The organism is Pararobbsia alpina, assembly GCF_902859895.1.
GTDB lineage: Bacteria > Pseudomonadota > Gammaproteobacteria > Burkholderiales > Burkholderiaceae > Pararobbsia > Pararobbsia alpina.
In genome coordinates, this window is the sequence record NZ_CADIKM010000020.1 from 44,044 (window position 1) to 60,282 (window position 16,239).

The 16,239-nt window shown below is 62.8% G+C and carries 14 protein-coding genes; 13 read left to right on the forward strand and 1 reads right to left on the reverse strand.

Features of this window, described 5'->3' with window-relative positions; translation table 11 throughout:
- Nucleotides 1–33: 33 nt before the first annotated feature.
- The 12 genes from uppS (at nucleotide 34) to HV670_RS18685 (ending at nucleotide 12,482) form a co-directional block, all read left to right on the forward strand.
- Nucleotides 34–828 (forward strand): polyprenyl diphosphate synthase, encoded by a 795-nt coding sequence (gene uppS, locus HV670_RS18630; RefSeq protein WP_175106307.1) that lies wholly within the window; start codon nucleotides 34–36, stop codon nucleotides 826–828.
- 15 nt (nucleotides 829–843) lie between these two features.
- Nucleotides 844–1,659: a phosphatidate cytidylyltransferase gene (locus HV670_RS18635; RefSeq protein ID WP_175106308.1), complete on the forward strand. Its 816-nt coding sequence runs from the start codon at nucleotides 844–846 to the stop codon at nucleotides 1,657–1,659.
- Between the two features lie 16 nt (nucleotides 1,660–1,675).
- Nucleotides 1,676–2,887 carry a 1-deoxy-D-xylulose-5-phosphate reductoisomerase gene (gene ispC / locus HV670_RS18640; protein WP_175106310.1) on the forward strand — a complete coding sequence of 404 codons (1,212 nt, stop codon included), beginning with the start codon at nucleotides 1,676–1,678 and terminating at the stop codon, nucleotides 2,885–2,887.
- Nucleotides 2,887–4,260 carry an RIP metalloprotease RseP gene (rseP, locus tag HV670_RS18645; RefSeq protein ID WP_175106311.1) on the forward strand — a complete coding sequence of 458 codons (1,374 nt, stop codon included), beginning with the start codon at nucleotides 2,887–2,889 and terminating at the stop codon, nucleotides 4,258–4,260. Before ispC ends, rseP begins: the two co-directional genes overlap by 1 nt.
- A gap of 111 nt (nucleotides 4,261–4,371) precedes the next feature.
- Nucleotides 4,372–6,729 carry an outer membrane protein assembly factor BamA gene (gene bamA, locus HV670_RS18650; RefSeq protein WP_175106313.1) on the forward strand — a complete coding sequence of 786 codons (2,358 nt, stop codon included), beginning with the start codon at nucleotides 4,372–4,374 and terminating at the stop codon, nucleotides 6,727–6,729.
- 100 nt (nucleotides 6,730–6,829) lie between these two features.
- Nucleotides 6,830–7,330, forward strand: a complete 501-nt coding sequence (locus HV670_RS18655; protein WP_175106363.1) for an OmpH/Skp family outer membrane protein — start codon at nucleotides 6,830–6,832, stop codon at nucleotides 7,328–7,330.
- A gap of 88 nt (nucleotides 7,331–7,418) precedes the next feature.
- A complete protein-coding gene (lpxD, locus tag HV670_RS18660; protein ID WP_175106314.1) occupies nucleotides 7,419–8,504 on the forward strand; it encodes a UDP-3-O-(3-hydroxymyristoyl)glucosamine N-acyltransferase in 1,086 nt (361 codons plus the stop codon).
- Between the two features lie 14 nt (nucleotides 8,505–8,518).
- Nucleotides 8,519–8,986: a 3-hydroxyacyl-ACP dehydratase FabZ gene (gene fabZ, locus HV670_RS18665; RefSeq protein WP_175106364.1), complete on the forward strand. Its 468-nt coding sequence runs from the start codon at nucleotides 8,519–8,521 to the stop codon at nucleotides 8,984–8,986.
- Entirely contained in the window at nucleotides 8,983–9,771 is a 789-nt protein-coding gene (gene lpxA / locus HV670_RS18670) for an acyl-ACP--UDP-N-acetylglucosamine O-acyltransferase (protein WP_175106315.1), read from the forward strand. Before fabZ ends, lpxA begins: the two co-directional genes overlap by 4 nt.
- Before the next feature lie 7 nt (nucleotides 9,772–9,778).
- Nucleotides 9,779–10,939 carry a lipid-A-disaccharide synthase gene (gene lpxB / locus HV670_RS18675; protein ID WP_175106316.1) on the forward strand — a complete coding sequence of 387 codons (1,161 nt, stop codon included), beginning with the start codon at nucleotides 9,779–9,781 and terminating at the stop codon, nucleotides 10,937–10,939.
- Complete coding sequence (gene rnhB, locus HV670_RS18680) at nucleotides 10,939–11,697, forward strand: ribonuclease HII (RefSeq protein ID WP_175106318.1); 759 nt, start codon at nucleotides 10,939–10,941, stop codon at nucleotides 11,695–11,697. Before lpxB ends, rnhB begins: the two co-directional genes overlap by 1 nt.
- Nucleotides 11,694–12,482, forward strand: a complete 789-nt coding sequence (locus HV670_RS18685; RefSeq protein ID WP_175106320.1) for a TrmH family RNA methyltransferase — start codon at nucleotides 11,694–11,696, stop codon at nucleotides 12,480–12,482. The genes rnhB and HV670_RS18685 overlap by 4 nt, the downstream gene beginning before the upstream one ends.
- 88 nt (nucleotides 12,483–12,570) lie before the next feature.
- Here HV670_RS18685 and ppsR read toward each other — a convergent pair whose 3' ends face one another.
- On the reverse strand, nucleotides 12,571–13,386 hold the full coding sequence (gene ppsR, locus HV670_RS18690) for a posphoenolpyruvate synthetase regulatory kinase/phosphorylase PpsR (protein ID WP_175106322.1): 816 nt from the start codon (nucleotides 13,384–13,386) through the stop codon (nucleotides 12,571–12,573).
- Nucleotides 13,387–13,821: 435 nt separating this feature from the next.
- Between ppsR and ppsA the strand changes: the two genes are divergently transcribed.
- Nucleotides 13,822–16,212, forward strand: a complete 2,391-nt coding sequence (gene ppsA / locus HV670_RS18695; RefSeq protein ID WP_175106324.1) for a phosphoenolpyruvate synthase — start codon at nucleotides 13,822–13,824, stop codon at nucleotides 16,210–16,212.
- Nucleotides 16,213–16,239 lie beyond the last annotated feature (27 nt).

A 16,239-nucleotide genomic window follows, 5' to 3' on the forward strand; every position in this document is an offset into this window, starting at 1 on the left:
AGCCTGCGGTTCTCTCGGTCTATACGGGCGACTATGACCTACACCAGTTCCACTGTGCGCGTTCCTGACGCGGCGGCCGTGCCGCGGCATGTGGCCGTCATCATGGATGGCAACGGCCGCTGGGCCACGGCGCGGCGCCTGCCGCGCGTGGCCGGCCATACGAAGGGTGTCGAGGCAGTGCGCGAGATTGTCGAGGCGTGTGCGCGACGCGGCGTCGAATTCCTGACGCTGTTCGCGTTCAGCTCGGAAAACTGGCGTCGCCCTCACGAAGAGGTGTCGTTCCTGATGCGCCTGTTCGTGACGGCGCTCGAGCGCGAGGTCGGCAAGATGCACGCGAACGGCATCCGTATGCGCGTGGTCGGCGACCTCTCGATGTTCGAGCCTCGCGTGCGCGAACTCGTCCAGCGTGCCGAGACGAAGACGGCAAAAAACCAGCGCCTGACGCTGACCATCGCGGCCAACTACGGCGGCCGCTGGGACATCCTTCAGGCGATCTCGCGGCTCAATGCCGAGCGCGCCGCGGTGGGCGAGACCGACGAGCCGATCGACGAGGCCACGTTCTCGCGCCATCTTGCGATGGCCTACGCTCCCGAGCCCGACCTGTTCATCCGGACCGGTGGCGAGCAGCGCATCAGCAATTTCCTGCTGTGGCAGCTTGCCTATACTGAGCTCTATTTCACCGATTTGTTCTGGCCCGACTTCGACGCCGCCGCCCTTGATACGGCGATCGCTTCATACCAGACACGCGAACGGCGCTTTGGCCGCACGAGTGCCCAGGTCGATGAGAAGGCGTTACCCCGCAACGCCGCGGATACTCTTTCTTACTGAGCCCCACCAAGCCCGATGCTGAAAACGCGTGTGATCACCGCAGTGATCCTCCTGGCCGTGCTGGTGCCGGTTACCTTGTTTGCGCCCGTGGCCGGGTTCGCGGCAATGATGGCTTTCGCGGTCGTCTTCGGGGCATGGGAATGGGCGCGCCTGCTCGGCTTCACCTCGCTCGGCCCGCTGCTCTATGCGGTGTGCGTCGGCGCCGTGCTGATCGGGGTGACCGCGGCGCTTGGCCTGAATGTGCCGGGTCTCAACGCGGCCGCGGCGATCTTCTGGATCGTGGCTGCGCCGTTCGCGCTGATTCGCAAGCCGGTGCTGGGCGCGGGTGCATGGCGCATCTTCCTGCTGGCCGCGGGCGTGGTCGTGCTGTACGCGGCCTGGCATGCCGTGGTCCAGGCGCGCACAATCGGCGTAGTCTTTGTGTTGTCGCTGATGCTGATCGTCTGGCTGGCCGATATCGGCGCCTATTTCGCGGGCAAGGCGTTCGGCAGGCACAAGCTGGCGCCGGGGATCAGCCCGGGCAAGACCTGGGAAGGCGCGGTGGGCGGTCTCGTGCTGACGGTCGTGGTGGCGGCGTTGCTGCTTCACGCAAAGCAACTGCAGCCGAATTTCTTCACGGTCGATGCCGCCTTGTACGGCACCGCCAGGATGTTGGTGTGGGTCGCATGCCTGGTCGCATTCAGCGTCCTCGGCGACCTGTTCGAATCGTTACTCAAGCGGCAGGCGGGGGTCAAGGACTCCAGCAATCTGCTGCCGGGGCACGGTGGTGTACTGGACCGCATCGACGCGATGCTGCCCGTACTGCCGCTCGCAATGCTTCTGCTGACATGAGCGGCTGGGGATGGCAATGAAAAGTTTGACACTGCTGGGTTCCACGGGCTCGATCGGCGCCAGTACGCTGGACGTCGTCGCGCGCCATCCTGATCGGTTCTCGATCTTCGCGCTGACCGCGCACACCAACCACGAAAAGCTCGCTGAACAGTGCGTTCAGTTCAAGCCCGAGTGGGCCGTCGTCGGCACGCCTGAAGGCGCGCGCGCGCTGGAAGCGCGCCTGCGCGAGGCCGGCAGCGCGACGCGGGTCGGGCACGGCCCCGCGGCGCTTGTCGACGTTGCCGAACATACGGGTGCCGACACCGTGGTCGCCGCGATCGTCGGCGCTGCCGGGCTTGCCCCGACGCTGGCCGCCGCGCGTGCGGGCAAGACGATCCTGCTCGCGAACAAGGAAGCGCTGGTGATGTCGGGCGCGCTGTTTCTCGACGCGGTCTGTGAGCATCACGCCACGCTCCTGCCACTCGACTCCGAACACAATGCGATCTACCAGTGCCTGCCGCCGCACAAGGCGGGTTCGGGCGTGCACGGCGGGGTCGACAAGATCATCCTGACCGCCTCGGGCGGACCGTTCCGCACGCGCGACCCCGCCACGCTCGGTGACATCACGCCCGAGCAGGCCGTCAAGCATCCGAACTGGTCGATGGGCCGCAAGATTTCGGTCGACTCCGCGACGATGATGAACAAGGGCCTTGAAGTCATCGAGGCGCACTGGTTGTTCGGTTTGCCGGCCGAGCGCATCGAGGTGCTGATCCATCCGCAGAGCGTGATCCATTCGATGGTCGCCTACAAGGACGGCTCGGTGCTCGCACAACTAGGCAATCCCGACATGCGCACGCCGATTGCGCATGCGCTTGCTTATCCCGATCGTGTCGAGGCGGGCGTGCAGCCGCTCGACCTCGCGGCAATCGCCACGCTGACGTTCGAGAAGCCTGACGAGGCGCGTTTCCCGTGTCTCGGTCTCGCTTTTGCCGCATTGCGGCAAGGCGGTACGGCGAGTGCGGCCCTCAATGCGGCCAACGAGGTCGCGGTCGAGGCCTTCCTCGCGGGACGCACGCGCTACACCTCGATTGCCGACGTCGTCGCAGGCGTGCTCGATCGCATCGAACATCGCGCTGTGCGTTCGCTCGACGACGTGCTCGAGATCGACCGCGAAGCGCGCGCGCTTGCGCTCGAGCTGCTCGGCGCAGCGCAGCATAAGCCGCGTCGCGTTGCAGCGACGGTCCGCTGATGAGCTTTCTGATAGCGGTACTTTCCTTCGCGGTCGCGATCGGCGTGCTGGTCGTGGTCCACGAGTACGGCCACTATTCGGTCGCCCGGCTGTGCGGCGTGAAGGTGCTGCGCTTCTCGATCGGCTTCGGCCAGCCGCTGTTCAGCTGGCGCAGCAAGTCGGGCACGGAGTGGTCGGTCGCGCCGATTCCGCTCGGCGGCTATGTGAAGATGCTCGACGAACGAGAGTCCGAACGGACGATTGCCCCCGAGGACCTGCCGTTCGCGTTCAACCGCAAGTCGGTCGGCCGCCGCTTCGCGATCGTCCTCGCTGGGCCGCTTGCGAACTTCCTGTTGGCGATCGTGCTGTTTGGCGCGCTCTATGCGACTGGCGTCAAGGAGCCCGTCGCGCAGCTCGGCGCCCCCGCCGTGGGCACGGTCGCCGCGCGCGCGGGCTTCGTCGGCGGTGAGACCGTCGTGTCGCTGCGCGACCCGGACGACGGCAAGGAGCAAGCCGTGCGCTCGTGGGGCGACTTGCGCTGGAAACTCGTCGACGCTGCGCTCGCCCATCGCCATCTGGTGGTTCGTGCAACGAGTGGTAAGCAAACTTTCGAGATTCCGGTCGACCTCTCGCATGTCCAGGCGAGTGAGGTCGACGATAATCTGCTTGACCGGCTGGGCTTCATGCCGGGCGGGGTCAAGGCGATCGTCGAGACAGTCGAGCCCGGCACGCCGGCCGCCGCAGCGGGGCTGCGCGAGGGCGACAAGCTCGTCGGCATCGACGGGCACACTGTGACCGACGTGAACGATTTCATTACACAGGTCCAGTCGCGTCCGGGACAGACGCTCGCGCTGCAGATCGATCGCGCTGGCCAGTTGTTGACGGTGCCCGTGCTCGCGAAGCCGGCGAGCGTCGAGGTCGAAGGGGTGCAGAAAACGGTCGGGCGTATTGGTGCCGCGCTCGGGGGCCAGATGCCGACCGTCGAAGTTCGCTACGATCCCGTGGAAGCCTTGCGTCTCGGGGTGCGGCGCACGTGGGACATCTCGGCATTTTCGGTCCGCATGTTCGGCAAGATGATCGTCGGCGAGGCTTCGCTGAAGAATCTGTCGGGGCCGGTGACGATCGCCGACTATGCCGGCAGGAGTGCCAGCCTGGGTCTGGCGAGCTTTATTTCGTTTCTCGCATTGGTCAGCATCAGCCTTGGTGTGCTGAACCTGTTGCCAATTCCGATATTGGACGGGGGGCATCTGTTATATTATTCGGTCGAAGCCGTGACCGGCAAGGCAGTACCCGAACGCTGGCAGATGATTCTGCAGCGCGCGGGCATTGTCTGCATTCTCGTGTTATCGGCGATCGCGCTGTTCAACGATCTGGCACGTTTGATTCACTCCTGAAAGTGCACATCGCCCGGTTCCCGAATCCGCGCTGCGGCGTCCTTGCTGGAGGGACGCATTTGCCGCGTAACGCCGCGACACCACATAGCTAAAAATTCCTGGGGATACACGTTGTTCGAACCTCATCGCTTCGTTCGTAAGTCAGTCGTGGTCGCGGCCGTTGCCGCCTATAGCGTGGCGAGCCACGCTGTTACTTCGTTCGTCGTCAAGGACATCCGTATCGAGGGCCTGCAGCGCGTCGAGCCGGGCACGGTGTTCGCCTATCTGCCGATCAAGCAGGGCGACACGTTTACGGATGACAAGGGGACTGAAGCGATCCGCGCGCTCTATGCGACCGGCTTCTTCAACGACGTGAAAGTGGGCACGCAAGGCTCCGGCGTGGTCGTGGTCCAGGTGCTCGAGCGCCCGGCGATCGCGTCGATCGATTTCGCGGGCACCCACGAATTCGAGAAGGACGCACTGAGCAAGGCGCTCGCCTCGGTCGGGCTCTCGGATGGTCGTTTCTATGACAAAAGCCTCGTCGACAAGTCGGAACAGGAACTGAAGCGACAATACCTGACGCGGGGATACTATGCAGCCGAGGTGACGACCACCGTCACGCCGGTCGACCGCAACCGCGTCTCGATCCTGTTCTCGGTGATCGAAGGGCCGAGCGCGAAGATCCGCCAGGTCAACTTCATCGGCAACAAGGTCTTCTCGGCGAGTACGCTAGAAGACCAGATGCAGTTGTCGACCCCGAACTGGTTCTCCTGGTACACGAAGAACGACCTGTATTCGAAGGAAAAGCTCACGGGCGACCTCGAGAACATCCGGTCCTACTATCTTGACCGCGGCTACCTCGAATTCAATATCGAATCGACCCAGGTGTCGATCTCGCCGGACAAGAAGGACATGTACCTGACGGTGTCGGTGCATGAAGGCGATCCGTACACGATCACGGGTATTTCGGTATCGGGCGACACGCTGAACCGCACGGAAGAGCTCCAGAAACTCATCACGCTGAAGGTCGGCGACCGCTTCTCGGCGGCGAAGCTCACCGCGTCGACCAAGGCGATGGTCGATCGCCTCGGCGATTACGGCTATGCGTTTGCGAACGTCAATGCGCAGCCGCAGATCGACCAGAAGAACCATACGGTCAACCTGAACCTCAACGTTGCGCCGGGCCGCCGCGTGTATGTGCGCCATATCAACATCACGGGCAACAACAAGACGCGCGACGAAGTGATCCGTCGCGAAATGCGCCAGTTCGAAAGCTCGTGGTTCGACGGCGAGCGTCTCAAGGTTTCGAAGGACCGCCTGAACCGGCTCGGCTACTTCACGGATGTCCAGGTCAACACGTCGCCGGTCGAAGGCACACCCGATCAGGTCGATGTCGACGTCAAGGTGACCGAGAAGCCGACCGGCTCGATCCAGCTCGGCGCGGGCTTCTCGTCGACCGACAAGGTGATCCTGTCGGCAGGCGTGTCGCAGGACAATGTGTTCGGTTCGGGTACCAGCCTGTCGGTCAACGTGAATACGGCCAAGGCCTACCGGACCCTGACGGTGACGCAGGTCGACCCGTACTTCACGGTCGACGGCATCCAGCGGATCACCGACGCGTTCTACCGTACCTACCAGCCGCTGTACTATTCGACCAACAGTACGTTCACGATCATCAGCGCGGGGGGTGACCTCAAGTTCGGGATTCCGTTCTCCGAAGTCGACACCGTGTTCTTCGGCATCGGCTTCGAAAACGACCGGTTTCAGACGGACGCGTTCACGCCGGAGACCTACCTCAACTACATCTATGGTCCGCTGAGTAACCCCGCCGATCCCAATTCGCGTCGTACAGGGGGTGTCGGCACGTCGGTCAACAACGTCCCTGTGACGGCCGGTTGGTCACGCGACGCACGGGACAGCTCGCTGATCCCGAGCAAGGGCTATCTGTCGCGGATCAACGCCGAACTTGGCACGCCGCTGGGCAATACGACGTACTACAAGCTCGACCTCCAGCAGCAGTATTACTATTCGTTCGCGCGCGGTTTCATTCTCGGTTTGAATGGGCAGGTCGGCTACGGCAACGCGATCGGCAGCGGGCCGTTCCCGATTTTCAAGAACTACTACGCGGGTGGTATCGGCTCCGTCCGGGGCTACGAGCCGAGTTCGCCGGGTCCGCGCGATCCGACGACCGGCGACCCGATCGGCGGTTCGAAGATGGTGGTCGGCAATATCGAACTCACGCTACCGCTGCCAGGCAGCGGCTACGACCGTACGCTGCGCGTGTTCACGTTCCTCGATATGGGTAACGTGTGGGCCAGCGGCTCGGTGAGTGGCGATTCGGGTGGCAACGGGCTGCGTTATGGCTACGGTGTAGGCCTTGCGTGGATTTCGCCGATCGGCCCACTCAAGCTGAGCATGGGCTTCCCGGTAGTCAAGCATGTGGGCGACCAGTATCAAAAATTCCAGTTCCAGATCGGTACAGCGTTCTGAGCACCGGTTCAACGTCGCGAGGTCGATCTAGCACATGAAAGCGTTTAAACAGCATTGCCTGCGTTGGTTTGCGGTCGCGGCGCTGTGCGGCATCGGTGAGATGCATGCGCAGGCGCAGACGACGGCACCGCTGCCGGCCACGCGTATCGCCGTCGTCAACTCGGAGCGTATCCTGCGCGAGTCGGGGCCGGCAAAGGCTGCCCAGGCCAAGCTCGAGCAGGAGTTCTCGAAGCGGGACCACGATCTGCAGGACATGGCGGCCAAGCTCAAGACGATGTCCGACCAGCTGGACAAGAGCGGTCCAGCGATGTCGACCGCCGATCGTTCGCTCAAGCAAAGCCAGCTCGCGCAGCTTGATGCGGACTTCCAGCGCAAGCAGCGCGAATTTCGCGAAGACCTGAACCAACGGCGCAATGAAGAGCTTGCCGCCGTACTCGATCGCGCGAACAAGGTGATCAAGGCGATCGCCGAGCAGGAGCACTATGACCTGATCCTGCAGGAAGCGGTCTATGTGAGCCCGCGCATCGACATCACGGACCAAGTGATCAAGGTGCTCGGCGCCAGCGCATCCGCGCCGGCCGGCGCTTCGGGATCCCAGTAACAGGCTGATGCCGGAGGAAACCGGGCACGCGAAGGTTCGCGCGCCCGGTTTTCATCATTTTGGCATCGGCGTTTCACACGGTGACAGCATGTCATTCACACTCGAGCAACTGGCCGCGCGCTTTGGCGGCCGTATCGAAGGCGACCCCACGCGGCGAGTGAGCAGTTTTGCGCCGCTCGACCAGGCGGGCCCCGAACAGCTCGCCTTTCTCGCCAATCCCAAATATTTGCAGCAGGTCGAGTCGACACGCGCAGGCGCGGTGCTGATCACCGACGAAGCGGTCGCCGAACTCAAGGGCCGCGGCAATGTGCTTGCGCAGCATGCGTTTATCGTCACGCCGAACCCGTATGCGTATTTCGCGCGGGTCGCGCAGGTGTTCCTCGCGGCCCTCGAGCCGCCCGTCGAGAGCAATATTCACCCGACCGCAGTGATCGATTCGACCGCGCGGGTCGCGGCGTCCGCGATCATTGGTCCCTATGTGGTGATCGAGGCGGGAGCGGAGATCGGTGAGAACGTGCGGATCGACGCGCACGGTTTCGTCGGCCGTGGCACGAAGATCGGCGCCGGTGGCCGGCTGCACCCGCGTGTGACGATCTATCACGGCTGCACGATCGGCGAGCGCGTGATCGTGGCCTCTGGCGCGGTGATCGGCTCGGATGGTTTCGGCTTCGCGCCGGACTTTGTCGGCGAAGGTGAGCAACGCACCGGCGAATGGGTCAAGATTCCCCAGGTCGGCGGAGTGAGAATCGGCGCGGATGTGGAAATCGGCGCGAACACGGCGATCGACCGCGGCGCCATGGCCGATACGGTGATCGAACAGGGCGCCAAGCTGGACAATCTGGTCCAGGTCGCTCACAACGTGCGCATCGGGGCGTATACGGTAATTGCCGGATGTACGGGAATCGCGGGCAGTACGACAATCGGGCGCCATTGCATGATCGGCGGCGCGGTCGGGATGGCAGGTCATCTGAAGCTCGCCGACCATGTGACCGTGACCGGCAAGTCCGGTGTATCGAAGTCGCTCCTGAAACCCGGCATCTACACGAGCGCATTTCCGGCCGTCGAGCACGGCGACTGGAACCGCAGTGCCGCGTTGCTTCGCAATCTTCACAAGCTACGCGATCGTATCAAGGCGCTTGAAGCCAATCTCCAATCAAAGGATGTGCCTGAATGAGCGCATCAGACAATATGAGCCAAACGCCGATTACCCTGGATATTCACAAGATCCTCGACCTGCTGCCGCATCGCTACCCGATCCTGCTGGTGGACCGGGTGCTCGAGCTCGAGCCGCACAAGCGCATCAAGGCGCTCAAGAACGTTTCGATCAACGAGCCGTTCTTCCAGGGACATTTCCCGAAACGTCCGGTGATGCCCGGCGTGCTGATCCTCGAATCGCTCGCGCAGTCGGCCGCGCTGCTGACGTTCGCCGAGGAGCAGCACGACGAGAACACGCTCTACTACTTCGTCGGCATCGATGGCGCGCGCTTCAAGCGAGTGGTCGAGCCGGGCGACCAGATGATCCTGAATGTCACGTTCGAGCGCTATATGCGCGGGATCTGGAAATTCAAGGCGCGTGCCGAAGTCGAGGGTGTGGTCGCCGCGGAGGCGGACCTGATGTGCACCGTCAAACGCATGGGTGAGGACGCACAGAAATGAGCAAGATTCACCCCACCGCGGTCATCGAGCCCGGGGCGCAGATCCACGAGACGGCCGAGATCGCGCCGTATGCGCTCGTCGGTGCGCACGTGACGATCGGTGCGGGTACGACGATTGGTTCGCACACGGTCGTCGAAGGTCATACGACGATCGGCGAGGGCAATGTGATCGGCCATTTCGCCTCGATCGGCGGCCGCCCGCAGGACATGAAATACCGTGGCGAGCCGACGAAGCTCGTGATCGGCGATCGCAACACGATTCGCGAATTCACGACGATCCATACCGGCACGGTCCAGGACGCGGGCGTGACGACGATCGGCGACGACAACTGGATCATGGCGTATGTGCATATCGGCCACGATTGCTATCTCGGCAGCAATATCGTGATGTCGTCCAATGCGCAGCTCGCCGGCCATGTGCAGATCGGCGATCATGCGATCATCGGCGGCATGTCGGGTGTGCACCAGTTCGTGCGGATCGGTGCGAGTTCCTTCCTCGGTGGCGCATCGGCGCTCGTGCAGGATATTCCGCCGTTCGTGATCGCGGCGGGCAACAAGGCCGAGCCGCATGGCATCAATGTCGAAGGCCTGCGCCGCCGCGGCTTTTCGGCCGAAGCGATCTCGGCGCTGCGTACCGCTTACCGCGTGCTCTACAAGAACGGCCTGACGCTCGACGAAGCCAAGGTCCAGTTGCGCGAGCTCCAGCATCAGGGCGGCGACGGCGACAAGCATGTGAAGGCGCTGACGGACTTCGTCGACGCCTCGACACGCGGCATCATCCGCTGAGCCGGCCATGTCACTGCGCGTAGCCATGGTTGCCGGCGAAGCCTCCGGCGACTTGCTTGCGGGCGCGCTGCTCGGCGGCTTGCATCGGCAGCTGCCGAGCGGCACTGCGTATTTCGGCATCGGCGGTCCGCGCATGATCGCGACCGGCTTCGACGCCAAGTGGCCGATGGAGAAACTGTCGGTTCGCGGTTACGTCGAGGCGCTGCGCCATATTCCCGAAATCCTCGGCATCCGCAACGCGCTCAAGCGCGAATTGCTCGCCGATCCGCCTTCGGCCTTTGTCGGGGTCGATGCCCCCGATTTCAATTTCGGGCTCGAAGAGCCGCTGCGCAAGGCGGGTATCCCGTCTATCCATTTTGTGAGCCCGTCGATCTGGGCGTGGCGAGGGGGGCGCATCAAGAAGATCGCGCGCGCGGTCGACCATATGCTCTGCGTATTTCCGTTCGAGACCGAGATCTACGAGAAGGCCGGCGTGCCCGCGAGTTACGTCGGTCATCCGCTCGCCGACACCATTCCGATGGTCCCCGATCCGGCTGCCGCGCGCTCGCGTCTCGGCCTGCCGCGCGAAGGCAGGATCATCGGCGTGATGCCCGGCTCGCGCCGCTCGGAGATCGCATTGATCGGCCCCTTGTTCTTGGCGGCGATCGACTTGATCCACGAACGAGAACCCGATGTGCGCTTCGTGCTGCCGGCCGCCTCGCCAGTGGTGCGCGAACTGCTTCAGCCGATGCTTGCCGCCCACCCGCGCTTGCCGCTGACGATTGTCGACGGCGATTCGCACGGCGTGCTCGAAGCGTCAGATGCGATGCTGATCAAGAGCGGCACCTCGACGCTCGAAGCGGCCTTGTACAAGAAGCCAATGGTCATTTCGTACAAGGTGCCCTGGCTGACAGGTGAGATCATGCGCAGGCAGGGATATCTGCCGTGGGTCGGTTTGCCGAATATACTTGAACGGCGGTTCGTCGTACCCGAACTGCTCCAGGAAGACGCCACGCCGGTGGCACTCGCGGATGCCATGCTCGAACAATTGAACAATGAAGCGCATCGGGCCGAACTCGTCGAGATTTTCATACGAATGCATGAAACCCTGCGACGCAATACGGCGGAAAGCGCGGCCACAACGATCGCTGAAGTGATTGCCCAGCATCCGCAGCGAGGCAGACGCTGATGGCCACTCGTTCGCGCGCAGGCGCTGATTCTCCAGCCTCTTCTCAAGCCGCTGCTCAGGAGGCCCTCGACTTCGATGATCCGTCGGCCTTGCTGTGCGGTGTCGATGAGGCCGGTCGGGGCCCGCTCGCAGGGCCGGTCGTCGCCGCGGCGGTGATCTTCGATGCGTCGAAACCCGGCATTCGTGGCCTGGCCGATTCGAAGCTCCTGTCCCCGAAGCGGCGTGAAGAGCTGTTCGAGAAGATCGTCTCGCGTGCGCTGACCTTCTGTGTCGCCTCGGCCTCGGTCGAGGAGATCGACCGACTCAATATCCTCCATGCGACGATGCTTGCGATGCAGCGTGCAGTTGCGGGCCTCGGGATTGCACCCGGTCTCGTCAAGGTCGACGGCAATCGCTGCCCTGTGCTGCCGGTGCGCTCGGAAGCGGTGATTGGGGGAGATGCGACCGTACCGCTGATCTCGGCTGCGTCGATTCTGGCGAAAGTCACGCGTGATCGCATGCTCGTCGATCTGCATGGTGAGCATCCGCAGTATGGTTTTGATGCCCATGCGGGCTACGGCACGCCTCAACATCTTGCCGCGCTCGAGGCGCACGGCCCTTGCCTCCACCATCGCCGTTCGTTCGAGCCGGTGCGTCTCGCTTGCATGCGGTTCGGCATCACGATTGAAGATTTTCGCAATCGCCCGATGCTCGATGAGGTGTTGAACAAGGGTGGAGTCCTGTTGCGCGGCGGCATGTTCGCGGCGGACTCGCGATGAAGACCGTCACCTCGCGCGACAATCCGCTCGTCAAGCGTTTGCACGCACTGTCGGCATCGACCTCACAGCAGCGCAGGGCCGATTTCGTGCTTGCCGAAGGGATTCACCTGGCCGGCTCGTTTCTCGATGCGGGCGGTGTGCCTCGGCAATGTGTCATCAGCGAAAGCGCACTTGACGATGTCGAAACGCGACAGGTGCTCGAGCGGATCGCCTCCGAGCGCATCGTCATGCTGCCGGACGCCTTGTTCAAGCAGGTCTCGACGGTCGTCAGCGGCGTGGGCCTGCTGTTGCTGCTCGATCGCGAAACACCGCCCGTGCCGCCGACGATCGAACACGACTGCGTGATCCTCGATGGTCTGCAGGATGCCGGCAATGTCGGTTCGATCCTGCGCAGCGCTGCGGCGGCAGGGGTGCGCGATGTGTTTTGCGCGACCGGCACGGCCTACGCGTGGTCTTCCAAGGTATTGCGCTCGGGCATGGGTGCGCACTGGCATCTGCGAATCCATGAACATGTCGAAGCCGTGGACCTGCTTGCGCGGCTTCGCGTGCCTTTGGCATTGACCGACTCTCACGGCGCGCAGGCAATTGATGCGACTGATTTGAGCGGACCGCTTGCCTGGATATTCGGCAATGAGGGCGGCGGGGTATCGTCCGCGTGGCGCGAGGTCGACCATTTGCGCGTCACGATTCCTCAGCCCGGCGGCATGGAGTCGTTGAACGTCGCCGCCGCCGCGGCGATCTGCCTGTTCGAGCAGGGGCGGCAGCGCCGCGCGGCGCGCCGTTGACGGAGGCGGACGAGGCAAGGAATGCTGCGTTCGCCTGTCGCCTGTCGATACTACATTTTGTTTTCCGCGCCGGCCTATGCCGGCGACATCAATAAGCAGCCCGATCCAGCTTGATTTCCTGTAGCACCGTCGTCGCGATCTCCTCGATCGACTTGTGCGTCGACGACAGCCACTTGATCCCCTCGCGCCGCATCATCGCCTCGGCCTCGTTGACTTCGTAACGGCAATTCTCGGGCGCTGCATACTTGCTGCCCGGGCGCCGCTCGTTGCGAATCTCGGAGAGCCGTGTGGGGTCGATCGTCAGCCCAAACAGCTTGCTGCGATGCTGGAGCAGGGGGGTGGGCAGCTTGCCACGCTCGAAGTCCTCGGGGATCAGCGGGTAGTTTGCCGCTTTCACGCCGTACTGCATGGCCAGGTAGAGGCTCGTCGGCGTCTTGCCACTGCGCGAGACGCCGCACAGGATCACATCCGCCTCGTCCATGCTCGGATTGGACTGGCCGTCGTCGTGCGCGAGCGAGAAGTTGATCGCCTCGATCCGGTTCTTGTATTCCTCGGTATCGGCGTTGCCGTGTCCGCGGCCCAGCGCATGGTTCGATTTGCTATCGAGCTCGAGCTCGAGCGGCTCGATGAAACTCTGGAACATGTCCATCACGAGCGCCTGCGTGCCCTTGAGGATTTCGTTCGAGCCGGAGTCGACCAGCGTCGTGAACACGATCGGGCGCCGTTGTTCCTGCATCGCGGCCGCGTTGATTTTTTCGGCCGTCGAATAGGCCTTGTCATACGAGTCGACGAACGGTACCCGGACCAGCCGGAACTTGAGGTCGAACTGCGACAGAATGGAATGCGCAAACGTTTCGGCAGTGATGCCGGTCCCGTCCGAGACGATAAATACGGTCGGCGGCATGAAGATTCAGTAAGGATTGAAAGAAAAAATGAAAAGGGAGGTGAGGCACGCAGACTGCGTAGCCAGCACCCTATGAAGCCCCCATGCATGCACCACCTTGAGCAATGTGGTACGCGCAAGACAACTAACTGTGGGTAGAATAGCGGGAAACCTGTGGGATAAGCAATTGCGCGGGCAGTCTGGACGGCCCGCTGACGGTAGTTTGGCTGAATTTGACCGGTGTGCGAGGTACGGCCCGGTCTTGCGTATTCCGGGCTCCGGCGCACGCCGGCCTGGAACACCCCTGGCTTCGAGCGGCGAAGATGTCGCCCTGACGGCCACCACGCGATCGCTTATCCGACAGGTTGTGCGGTGTGACCGCCGGCGCTTTGTGGCGCCACGGTTGCAAAGCCCCAATCGCATAACTGTGTTTTTTCTACACTGTTAGGGGCTGTTATGAACAACGCAGAACGCGACGGCGCTTATGTAGTTCCGTTCGAAGACTTGCGTATGAACGACGTCGAAGTCGTAGGAGGCAAGAACGCATCGCTGGGAGAAATGATCAGCCAACTGGCTGGCGCCGGTGTCCGGGTGCCAGGCGGTTTTGCGACCACAGCGCTCGCATTTCGCGATTTTCTCCATCACAACAAGCTGACCGAACGGATCGCCCAGCGTCTCGAGACGCTGAACATCGATGACGTGAAAGCCCTCGCCGAGGCTGGCAAGGAAATCCGTCAGTGGATTGTCGACGCGCCGCTGCAAGCGCGGCTCGATACGGAGATCCGCGAGCACTTCAAACGCCTCGAGGACGATTCACCGTCCGGCCTGTCGTTTGCCGTGCGCTCGTCCGCGACCGCCGAAGACCTGCCCGATGCCTCGTTTGCCGGTCAGCAGGAATCCTATTTGAATGTGGTCGGCATCGAAGACGTGCTCGATCGGACCAAGCACGTCTTCGCTTCGCTCTACAACGATCGGGCTATTTCGTATCGCGTCCACAAGGGCTTTACGCATGCGGAAGTCGCGTTGTCCGCAGGCGTGCAGCGCATGGTGCGTTCGGACACGGGCGCGGCCGGCGTGATGTTCACGCTCGACACGGAAACCGGCTTCGCGGACGTGGTATTCATCACCTCGAGCTATGGCCTCGGCGAGACCGTGGTCCAGGGCGCCGTCAACCCCGACGAGTACTACGTATTCAAGCCGACGCTCGAACAGGGCAAGCATCCGATCATCCGTCGTACGATCGGCTCGAAGCTGATCAAGATGGAATTCACGAAGGCCGGCGAAGCGGGTCGCGTGAAGACCACTGACGTGCCCCCCGAGTTGCGCAACCGCTTTTCGCTGAACGACGACGATGTGATCGAACTCGCGAAGTATGCGGTGATCATCGAGAAGCACTACCAGCGTCCGATGGATATCGAGTGGGGCAAGGACGGCCAGGATGGCAAGCTGTACATCCTTCAGGCGCGCCCCGAGACCGTGAAGAGCCAGAGCGCGGGCAAGGCCGAGCATCGCTACAAGCTGCGCGGCAGCGCACCGCTGATCACCACGGGACGGGCCATTGGCCAGAAGGTCGGGGCCGGTCCGGTTCGTGTGATCCGCGACGCCTCGGAAATGGAACGCGTACAGCCGGGCGACGTGCTGGTCGCCGACATGACCGATCCGAACTGGGAGCCCGTGATGAAGCGCGCTTCCGCGATCGTGACCAACCGCGGCGGCCGCACCTGCCACGCGGCGATCATCGCGCGCGAGCTCGGTGTGCCGGCCGTGGTCGGCTGCGGCGACGCGACGGAGATACTCAAGGACGGCGCGCTGGTCACCGTCTCGTGCGTCGAAGGCGACGAAGGCCGGATCTATGACGGGCTGATCGATACCGAAGTGACCGAAGTCGAGCGAGGCGAAATGCCGCCCCTCGACGTCAAGATCATGATGAATATCGGCAATCCGCAACTCGCCTTCGATTTTTGCCAGTTGCCGAATGCGGGTGTGGGCCTGGCGCGGCTCGAGTTCATCATCAACAACAATATCGGCGTGCATCCGCGAGCGATTCTCGAGTATCCGAATGTCGATCAGGATCTCAAGAAGGCCGTCGAAAGCGTCGCGCGGGGCCATGCTTCACCGCGTGCCTTTTACGTCGACAAGCTGACCGAAGGGATTGCGACGATCGCCGCGGCGTTCTATCCGAAGCCCGTGATCGTGCGTCTGTCCGACTTCAAGTCGAATGAGTACAAGAAGCTGATCGGCGGCTCGCGTTTCGAGCCGGATGAAGAGAACCCGATGCTGGGTTTCCGCGGCGCTTCGCGGTATATCGCCGAAGACTTCGCGCAGGCATTCGAGATGGAGTGCATCGCACTGCGTCGTGTGCGTGAGGACATGGGCCTGACCAATGTCGAGGTCATGGTGCCGTTCGTGCGGACCGTTGGCCAGGCCGAGCGCGTGGTCAATCTGCTGGGTAAGTACGGACTCAAGCGCGGCGTGAACGGATTGCGTCTGATCATGATGTGCGAAGTGCCTTCAAATGCCATCCTGGCCGAACAGTTCCTCGAGCACTTCGATGGCTTTTCGATCGGTTCGAACGACTTGACTCAACTGACGCTCGGTCTTGACCGGGATTCGGGGATGGAGTTGCTTGCGATCGATTTCGACGAACGTGATCCGGCGGTGCGCTTCATGCTCAGCCGCGCGATTGCGGAGTGCAAGCGTCAGAACAAGTATGTCGGCATCTGCGGCCAGGGCCCTTCGGATCACCCGGATTTTGCGAAGTGGCTGGCCGATGAGGGGATCGCGTCGATTTCGCTGAATCCCGATTCGGTGATCGATACCTGGAAGGCGCTTGCCAAGGCTGACTGAGTTGCCGACCACTGCTTGAGCGGGGCG